Origin of the sequence: Inquilinus limosus (assembly GCF_002195995.1) — a bacterium.
Taxonomy (GTDB): Bacteria; Pseudomonadota; Alphaproteobacteria; order DSM-16000; family Inquilinaceae; genus Inquilinus; species Inquilinus limosus_C.
The window spans coordinates 1-8,619 of sequence record NZ_NHON01000164.1 but is presented as its reverse complement, the minus strand read 5'-3'; the positions used below and the strand labels follow the sequence as shown (position 1 = coordinate 8,619).

At 64.8% G+C, this 8,619-nt stretch carries 7 protein-coding genes; 4 read left to right on the top strand and 3 right to left on the bottom strand.

The annotated features are described in order from the left end of the window. Nucleotides 1–148 precede the first annotated feature (148 nt). Nucleotides 149–499 (top strand): cupin domain-containing protein, encoded by a 351-nt coding sequence (locus tag BWR60_RS34895; RefSeq protein WP_088157771.1) that lies wholly within the window; start codon nucleotides 149–151, stop codon nucleotides 497–499. A 36-nt stretch (nucleotides 500–535) separates the two neighbouring features. Here the strand turns inward: BWR60_RS34895 and BWR60_RS34890 are convergent, their stop codons facing one another. The 3 genes from BWR60_RS34890 to BWR60_RS34880 all read right to left on the bottom strand — a co-directional run bounded on the left by BWR60_RS34890 (nucleotide 536) and on the right by BWR60_RS34880 (nucleotide 3,277). Then, nucleotides 536–976, bottom strand: a complete 441-nt coding sequence (locus BWR60_RS34890; RefSeq protein WP_088157769.1) for an HIT family protein — start codon at nucleotides 974–976, stop codon at nucleotides 536–538. Nucleotides 977–1,020: 44 nt separating this feature from the next. Beyond that, nucleotides 1,021–1,893: a glucose-1-phosphate thymidylyltransferase RfbA gene (rfbA, locus tag BWR60_RS34885; protein WP_088157767.1), complete on the bottom strand. Its 873-nt coding sequence runs from the start codon at nucleotides 1,891–1,893 to the stop codon at nucleotides 1,021–1,023. Between the two features lie 61 nt (nucleotides 1,894–1,954). Continuing rightward, nucleotides 1,955–3,277 carry an acyltransferase family protein gene (locus tag BWR60_RS34880; protein WP_179222074.1) on the bottom strand — a complete coding sequence of 441 codons (1,323 nt, stop codon included), beginning with the start codon at nucleotides 3,275–3,277 and terminating at the stop codon, nucleotides 1,955–1,957. A gap of 311 nt (nucleotides 3,278–3,588) precedes the next feature. Between BWR60_RS34880 and BWR60_RS34875 the strand changes: the two genes are divergently transcribed. The 3 genes from BWR60_RS34875 to BWR60_RS34865 are packed head-to-tail and all read left to right on the top strand — an operon-like array spanning nucleotide 3,589 to nucleotide 8,322. Beyond that, entirely contained in the window at nucleotides 3,589–5,196 is a 1,608-nt protein-coding gene (locus tag BWR60_RS34875) for a methyltransferase domain-containing protein (protein WP_088157763.1), read from the top strand. Between the two features lie 55 nt (nucleotides 5,197–5,251). Then, complete coding sequence (locus tag BWR60_RS34870) at nucleotides 5,252–6,295, top strand: glycosyltransferase family 4 protein (RefSeq protein WP_088157761.1); 1,044 nt, start codon at nucleotides 5,252–5,254, stop codon at nucleotides 6,293–6,295. Nucleotides 6,296–6,315: 20 nt separating this feature from the next. Next, entirely contained in the window at nucleotides 6,316–8,322 is a 2,007-nt protein-coding gene (locus BWR60_RS34865; RefSeq protein WP_088157759.1) for a glycosyltransferase, read from the top strand. Nucleotides 8,323–8,619: the final 297 nt, after the last annotated feature.

Sequence of the window (8,619 nt, the reverse complement as noted above, 5' to 3'; positions counted from 1 at the left end):
GGCCTGGCGGCGGCGTGCGGCGGCCGATGGCGGCGGCGCGCCAGGGATGGTCGCGCGGGGGCAGGTCCGCGGCGGGGCCGGCCGGCACAGTCGCGCCCGGGTCCAGGCGGCGCATCCGGCGCCCGCCGGCCGAACCGCGGAGAAAATCATGGCGACGATCGTGAAGCTGGGGGCCCCGTCGGGCGAGCCCATCACCGCCGACCTGGAGGGCTGGCGCGTGGTCGAGGGCAAGCCGACGATGCAGACCTGGGTGCAGCACATCTCCGCCGACGGCAGCATGCTGTCCGGCACCTGGGCGGCGACGCCGGGCAGCTGGCACGCCACCTACACCGAATACGAGTTCGTCCACATCATCCGCGGCCGCATCACCATCACCCCCGATGGCGGCGCCCCGGTGCAGGTGGGCCCCGGCGACGCCTTCGTGGTCGAGCCCGGCTTCACCGGCGTGTGGAAGATCGAGGAGCCGGTGCTGAAGCATTTCGACATCCAGCGCGCCTGAGGGCGCGCCGCGGGGTGACGGCCGCCGGACCTCCGGCTAGGCCGTCATCGCCGCGGCGATGCGGGCGGCCTGGGCGCGCAACTCGGCGGCGTCGGCCGGGCCGGCCTGGCCGTGGCCCTTCATCGGCCGGCCCTCCCAGCGCGGGATGACGTGGACATGCAGATGGTAGACCGTCTGCCCGGCCGCGGCGCCGTTGAACTGGGCCACCATCACCCCGTCCGGCCGCAGCGCCGCGCGGACCGCCGCCGCGACCCGCTGCACCGTCGCCATCAGCCGCGCCAGCGTGGCGGGGTCGGCCTCCAGCAGGTTGCGGGCCGTGCCGGCCCTGGGAATCACCAGGACATGGCCTTCGGACTGCGGGAAGGCGTCCATGAAGGCCAGGGTGTCGCCGTCCTCATGCACCTTCGCCGCCGGCAGCTCGCCGCGCAGGATCCGGGCGAAGACGTTGTCGCGATCATAGGTCCCGTCGAGCGACATGGATCGGTCCTCGGGCTGGGGGCGGCATGACGCCGGACGGGCCGCTAGGCCAGCCCGTCGGCGACCTTCAGCAGGTACTTGCCGTAGCCGCTCTTCTCCAGCTTGCGGCCCTGGACGATGAGCTGCTCGCGGTCGATGAAGCCCCGCAGATAGGCGATCTCCTCCGGGCAGGCGACGCGCAGGCCCTGGCGCCGCTCCAGCGTCTGCACGTAGCTGGCGGCCTCCAGCAGGCTGTCATGCGTGCCCATGTCGAACCAGGCGAAGCCACGGCCCATCCGCTCGACATGCAGCCGGCCGCGCTCGAGATAGACGCGGTTGACGTCGGTGATCTCGAGCTCGCCGCGGGGCGAGGGCTTGAGGTTCGCGGCGATGTCGACCACCTCCGGATCGTAGAAGTAGAGCCCGGTGACCGCCCAGTGGGAGGTCGGGTTGCGCGGCTTCTCCTCGATCGACGCGGCCCGGCCGTCGGCGCCGAAGCCGACCACGCCGTAGCGCTCCGGATCGTCGACGTGATAGGCGAAGACCGAGGCGCCGGAGGGCTGCGCCGCGGCCGAAGCCAGCAGCTCCGGCAGGCCGTGGCCGTGATAGATGTTGTCGCCGAGGATCAGGGCCGACGGGCCGCCGGCGACGAAGTCGGCGCCGATGATGTAGGCCTGGGCCAGCCCGTCGGGGCTGGGCTGCACCGCGAACTCGAAGGCCATGCCCCATTGCGAGCCGTCGCCGAGCAGCCGCTGGAACTGCGGCATGTCGTGCGGGGTGGAGATGACCAGCACCTCCCGGATCCCGGCCAGCATCAGCACGCTGAGCGGGTAGTAGATCATCGGCTTGTCATAGACCGGCATCAGCTGCTTGGAGGTGGCGAGCGTCAGCGGGTGCAGCCGGGTGCCGCTGCCGCCGGCCAGGATGATGCCTTTCATGAGGGCTCCGCGAGGGCTGATGGTTGCAAGCACGGCGTCGTCGCACGCCGTCCGAATATCGTCACCGTGCCGTCATCTCCGCCACGGCGGCTTCGTGTCGTGGCGGCCGGTCCGACAGAGTGTCGGCCCAGCGTGCGGCCAGTCGTCCCAGCCGGTGGAATGGATCCTCGATCAACCGATAGGTCAGCCAGGATACGACGACGCTGATCGCCATCCAGCCGAAAAATGTGACGATCCGCGACCCGGTGATCTGCGGCAAATGGTGGATGATCACCGAGTGCACGATGTAGATCGAGTAGCTGATCATTCCCAGCCAGGTGATCACCCGTCCCTCCAGGCCGTAGCGGAAGAAATAACCGAAGCTGAACACCACGATCGCACAGATATATGTCACCGGATCGGTCCACCAGGGCGCCAGGCGTCCGACCTTGTCGGCATCGACGAAATAAGGAGCCAGCCAGTCGTGCAAAGGCTGCGGCGCCGGCCATTCGAAAGGATAGTAGAAAATCCGAAAATTGATCAGAATCATAACCGCATTGGCGATCAGAAGCATCACAAGATGCCTTGTCGCAAGGCGTTTCGTATAGTGAAAATAGTATAATACGCCGATAGCAAAAAACTGAACGAGCGTCAGATTATAGAATATCCCTCTATAATTGTGAAAAAGCAAAAATCCGACAACAACGGCAAAAGGGAGCACCTTCAATAGGCTGGACAGGGCGTGGCCTGCTATCGCCATTGCCAGGATGACGGAGAAGGCCAATACAACCGCGATCGCCTCCCAGCTATGGACGAACTTCGCCGCGCTGCCGAACAGCAGGTCACCGGAGATGCTGCCATTCAGCAGCAACGGAAGCAGCGGGATGACACTGATGACGCGCAACGAGTTTGGAAGCCTGTTTGAAAAAAAGGCGACGCCGATGAGAACATAGAAGATCAACTCGTAGTACAGCGTCCAGGACGATCCCACGATATTGATATTCGTGAAAAACAGATGCACCGCAAATAAGTTGGCGACAATCACCCCGAGCGAGTAGTCCTGCCCCGACGTGAGCAGGACGAAGGCGGTCGCCGCCGCCAGAAGCGGGAAAATGCGAAAGAACCGGCCAAAAGCAAACGACAGCGGGCTCCGATAGCGGCCGATCGTATACGGGATGACGAAGCCGCTAATTATGAAGAACAGGAAGACTCCGAATTGCCCGGGCCGCCACACCGTGATGCTCCACCCGAAAAACTGTGGATACAGGAGCTCACCTGCGTGCTGTCCGACGACCGACAAGGCGGCGATAGCCCTGAGGCCATCCAGAAACTTGAGTCGAGAGCCTGATTTTTCAGCCTGATCCTGGGAGGCTGTCATCTTGACGGCGGCCGAATCCAATTTCATCAAACGGAAATCCTGTGGTAAGAGGCCGCACCCTAATGGTTTTCCAACGGCTAAGGCAAGCATGGTCCCGATCGGGCTCGGAACAGCCAGGACACCACCTCAAGGCTGTTCTGCGATCTTGCCGGCCGCGGGGAAATGGCGGTGAGCGACGAAGCACCGCATCCGCAATGAACATGATGATCGAGCGTCTCGCACCCTGACGCAGGACAGGGCGGGCGATCGCCCAGTTCGAGGACCGCCGCCGGAACGCACCCCGGTTCCAGGTGTTTGGCTCGAATCAATCAGCCCTCATACCGACAGCACACGCGCCCATGACGGATACTCCAGATCTCGACGAGTTGATGAAGCGCATCCGCGCCGAGATTGCAGCGAAGGCGGCACTTCCCGCCGCCGGATCGCCGGCCAAGGAAGCCGCAGGCAACAACCAGCCGCGTCAACCGATGCCGCCCGATGGCGCGCGCCGGACTTTTGCGGTTCGGGAGCTGCTTCGCGGCAAGCGGAACGAGGACTTCATCCGAGCGGCCTATTTGAAGATCCTCGGCCGGGAGCCGGATGCGGTCGGCCGCAGTCACTATCTGAAGCACCTCAACCATGGCCGGCTGGACCGCCTCGTGGTGCTGCGGCGCCTGGTCAATTCCGAGGAAGGGCGGGAACGCGGAATCCGAATCCGCGGCCTTCGGTGGCGGATGGCCTGGCACAAGGCCGCGCGGAAACCACCGCTGCGCTCGATCGTCAATTTCGGCAAGGGCATCCGCTACCTGTCGCGACTGCCGCGGATCGCGCGGGAGGTCCGCAATTTCGAAGCAGTGGCGACGCTGACGGCCCAGCAGGTCGCCGCCGAGGCCCGTGTCGAGCAGCAGACATTGGCCGGCCCCATGAAAGCCTCGATCGAGAAGCTTCGCCGGCAGATCGAACCGCTCGCCGGCGCCCAAACCGATCTCGCGGGACGCATCGATGCAATCGCCGCGACCGTTGCGGGCAGCAGGCACCAGCTCGATCAGGCGGGGGCGACCACCGAGGAGCTGAGGGAAAGGGTCGCTTCATTGGCGACGGACCTGTCCAGCCTTCGAGAGGTCGACCCCCATCTGCTTCGCCTGCAAGCCGAAACAGAGGAGCTGCGCGGCCGGATCAACAGCCATTGGCGCAGCATCGTCGACCAGAAGCTGCGGCTCGAACTGCTGCTGACGGAGGCGCGCAAGCGGCTGCCGGAGGCCTTCGACACGACGCAGATCGAGACGATCGCAAATGAGCAGAGCCATCTGCTTGATGCTTTCTACGTCTCGTTCGAGGACCGCTACCGAGGCACGCGGGACGACATCAAGAACCGCCAGAAGATCTATGTCCCATACGCCAGGAAGGCCGCGGAGGCCACCGGAGGCGAGCTGATCGATATCGGCTGCGGACGGGGCGAGTGGCTCGAACTGCTCGGCGAGAACGGCCTCGCGGCGTCGGGGATCGACCTCAACCGGATCATGGTCGAGGAATGTCATGCCCGTGGCCTCAAGGCCACGCTGGGAGACGCGCTCGAGATCCTGCGGTCGCTGCCGGAGCGCAGCCTCGGCGCGGTCACGGGTTTCCACATTATCGAGCACATTCCGTTCAATGTTCTCGTCACCCTGTTCGACGAGGTGCTGCGCGTGCTCAAGCCGGGCGGCCTGGTGATTTTCGAGACGCCGAATCCCTCGAATCTGCAGGTGGCGGCCGAGCGGTTCTACATGGATCCCACCCACCTGAATCCGCTGCCGTCGGACCTGGTCTCGTTCATCGCGGCAGCCAGAGGATTCAGCGGAGTCGAGGTGCTGGACCTGCACCCGATGGACTGGGCGCACCGCGATTACGACGATCCGATGCTCGCCCTGCTGCAGCGCAAGCTGTTCGGTCCGCAGGACTACAGCATCATCGGGTGGAAGGAATCGTGATCACCTTGCTGCGGCTCCGCCGGGCGTTGTCGGCCCCCGGAATCGGTTGCGCCCCATGACCGGAGCGAAAGTCGCGATCGTCGCCGCCGGATCCGGAACCGGCGAAGTCGGCGGCGTCGAACGGCTCTACCGCGGGCTCCAATCCGCATTGGAGAACGTCGGGTTGCAGGCGGAGATCGTGTCGGAGGTCAGCGACGAGAGCAATTTCGAGCAGATCAAGGAAAGCTATCTTCGCTTCTATGACCTGGATCTCGACGCGTACGATGGCGTCGTGTCCACCAAGGCGCCCAGCTATGCCATCCGCCACCGGAACCATGTCGGGTATCTGGTGCACACGATGCGCGTCTTCTACGACATGTTCGACGCCGAGTTCCCGGCCCCTTCCGCCGCGTTGCTGGAACAACGCCGGTTGATCCACCAGCTGGACACGGCCGCCCTCACCTCGCGACGGCTGAAGCACCTCTATACGATCGGCCATGAAGTCAGAGAGAGATTGAAGCAGTACAACGGCATCGATGCCGAGGTGCTGCACCATCCGACCACTCTCGACGGCCTCAGGCAGGGCAGATACGAATACATCTTCCTTCCGGGGCGTCTGCACCGCTGGAAGCGTGTCGACCTGGCGATCTCCGCGATCAAGCTGATCCGTCGGCCCGTCCAGCTTCTGATCACCGGGACCGGCGAGGATCGGGCCTATTTCGAGGCCATCGCCGACGGAGATCCCCGGATCCGCTTCCTCGGGCGCGTGAGCGAGGACGAGTTGCGCGCTCTCTACGCCGACGCGCTGGCCGTCGCCTTCGTCCCCAAGCGGGAGGATCTCGGCCTGATCACCCTCGAGGCATTCGGCAGCGGCAAACCGGTCATCACCTGCACCGATTCCGGCGAACCGTCACGCCTGGTCCGGCACGGCGAGACCGGCTTCGTGAGCCAGCCCGAACCTTCCGCCCTCGCAGGCTGGCTCGAACGAATGGTGGAGAATCCGGAGATGGCCATGGCGATGGGCTGCCGTGGCCGATCCTCCGTCGCGCATATCACCTGGGAGCGCATCGGCCATAGTTTGGCCCGAGCTCTCGGCCTTATCGATCCTCCCTCCTCCTAATCCTGTCACCAGAATCCGACATGCGCATCGCCATCCTCGACATGCAGCCGATAGACCCTCCAGTGGGCGGGGGACGGCTGCGACTTCTGGGTCTCTATCACGGCCTCGGAGCCGAGCACGCCACGACATATGTCGGCAGCTACGACTGGCCGGGCCCGGGCTTCCGCGACCAGATGCTCTCGCCGACTCTGCGCGAAATCATGATCCCGCTGAGCGACGCCCACTTCGCCGAGGCGAAGCGGCAGAGAAGAGCTGCCGGAGGGAAGACCGTCATCGACAGCACTTTCCACACCACGGCCCATCTCTCGCCAGACTACATCGCGGCGGCTCGCCGGACCGCGGCCGAGGCGGACATCGTGGTGTTCTCGCACCCTTGGGTCTACCCGCTCGTGCGCGACGTCCTCGATCCATCGCGCCAGACGATCGTCTACGATGCCCATAATGTCGAAGGTCTGCTGCGAACAGAGTTGCTGGATGACGGGGGTGCCGGTACGCAAATTGCCCGAGGCGTCGTGGATGTCGAGGTCCGGCTGTGTCGCGCGGCCGATCTGATCCTGGCCTGCTCGCACGAGGACCGGCTGCTGTTCTCTCGGCTCTACGATATCCCCCCAGGCAAGATCCGGGTGGCGGCGAATGGTGCCTTCACCCGACAAATCCCTCGCCTGACGGCGGCCGAACGGCGTGAGATCCGGGATCGTCTAAGCCTGGGAGACCGTCCTGTCGCCTTCTTCCTCGGCAGCCATTACGCCCCGAATCTCGAAGCGGCGCGGTTCATCGCATCTACGCTCGCACGGCAGGTTCCGGAGGTTCTGTTCGTCATCGGCGGCGGTGCCGGAGACGAGGTCGGGAAGGCCGGTCTCGAAGCCCCCAACCTCGTCGTGACCGGCGCCCTGTCGGAGGACGCCAAGCGGGAATGGCTTTCGGTCACGGATATCGCCATCAATCCGATGTTCAGCGGCTCGGGCACCAACATCAAGATGCTGGAGTTCATGGCCTGGGGCTTGCCGACCGTGACCACGAAAGTGGGCGCGCGGGGCATCGAGACGGCAAGCACAGCGTTCCTCGTCGCGGATGCCGACGATTTCGCGACGGCGGTATCGCGGCTGGTTGTCGATGCGCCGGCCCGAGAGGATCTCTCCGAAGCCGCGAGGACGGAAGCCGACAGGCGCTACTCCTGGGAGCGCATCTCAGCCAATGTCGGCCGTCTGCTCCAACACCGTCATCGGGCCCTGGGACGCTCGGCCTTCTTCTCGATCATCGTTCCGACATATGAGCGGCACGAGCATCTGTCGCGGCTGATGGCACGGCTGGCGAGCCAGAGCGACAATGATTTCGAGGTCATTGTCATCGATCAGAGCACGGAGCCGTGGCCGGACAGGGACAAACCCTTCGGCTTCCGCCTGACATATGTGCATACCGACGTCCGCGGCGCTGTGCCCGCGCGTAATGCCGGTGCCGATCTGGCCATCGGAAAGATCATCGCCTTCACCGACGATGACTGCGAACCCGGCCAGGATTGGCTCGCTTCCGCACGGCCGCTGTTCGATGACCCCGGCGTCGTCGGCGTGGAGGGCCTGATCCTGTCTGACCGGGTCGACGACCCGGAATGGCGGCCAGTCACCAATGAAGGTTTCGAAGGCATGGCCTTCATGACGGCCAACCTCTTCCTCCGGGCGGAAGCGTTCCATGCCCTCAATGGGTTCGACCCCCTGTTCGACAACCCCCATTTCCGCGAGGATACCGATCTTGGCTGGCGGGCCCTGGAGCTGGGGCGGGTACCCTTTTCGCATGAGGCCTGGGTGTTTCACCCACCCCATCCCCGGTCGGTCGAGCGCGAATCCCTGGCCGAGCGGTCGCGCTTCTTCGAGAAGGACGCCCTTCTGTACCGCAAGCATCCCGGCCGATACCTGCAGCTGTTCTGGCGGGAATGCCAATGGCGGCACAATCCCTTCTTCTGGGCCTATCTTCGCCGCGGCGCCGAAAAATATGGAGTGGAGCTGCCCGAGGAACTGAAGCCGGCCGGCTGATCCGGACCGGCGTTACGGGATGCCGGCGGGGACTTGTCGGCCGACATCCCGCCGGCGTCGCTGGTGGGCAGGGAGGCTCCCTCGCCGCCCTGATTCATGGCGGCGTGCGCCCAATCCGGACGGGCTCCTGGTCTCCTGAACGCTCTTGTCTAGAGCGTTAGCCACCTAGGTTGGCGCGAGATATCCGGAATTGAGGATGTAGTTCTGGCATTCGAGCGGTGGGAAACGGTCGAGCAGTGAGCCGATGCGGTTCCACAAGGCGTGTCGGTTGCGGGGTGCGGCCCGTCGTATCAGGGT

Coding starts and splice junctions, on each gene's coding strand:
- BWR60_RS34895 (WP_088157771.1), top strand. CDS start 149: ATGGCGACGATCGTGAAGCTGGGGGCCCCGTCGGGCGAGCCCATCACC.
- BWR60_RS34890 (WP_088157769.1), bottom strand. CDS start 976: ATGTCGCTCGACGGGACCTATGATCGCGACAACGTCTTCGCCCGGATC.
- rfbA (WP_088157767.1), bottom strand. CDS start 1,893: ATGAAAGGCATCATCCTGGCCGGCGGCAGCGGCACCCGGCTGCACCCG.
- BWR60_RS34880 (WP_179222074.1), bottom strand. CDS start 3,277: ATGAAATTGGATTCGGCCGCCGTCAAGATGACAGCCTCCCAGGATCAG.
- BWR60_RS34875 (WP_088157763.1), top strand. CDS start 3,589: ATGACGGATACTCCAGATCTCGACGAGTTGATGAAGCGCATCCGCGCC.
- BWR60_RS34870 (WP_088157761.1), top strand. CDS start 5,252: ATGACCGGAGCGAAAGTCGCGATCGTCGCCGCCGGATCCGGAACCGGC.
- BWR60_RS34865 (WP_088157759.1), top strand. CDS start 6,316: ATGCGCATCGCCATCCTCGACATGCAGCCGATAGACCCTCCAGTGGGC.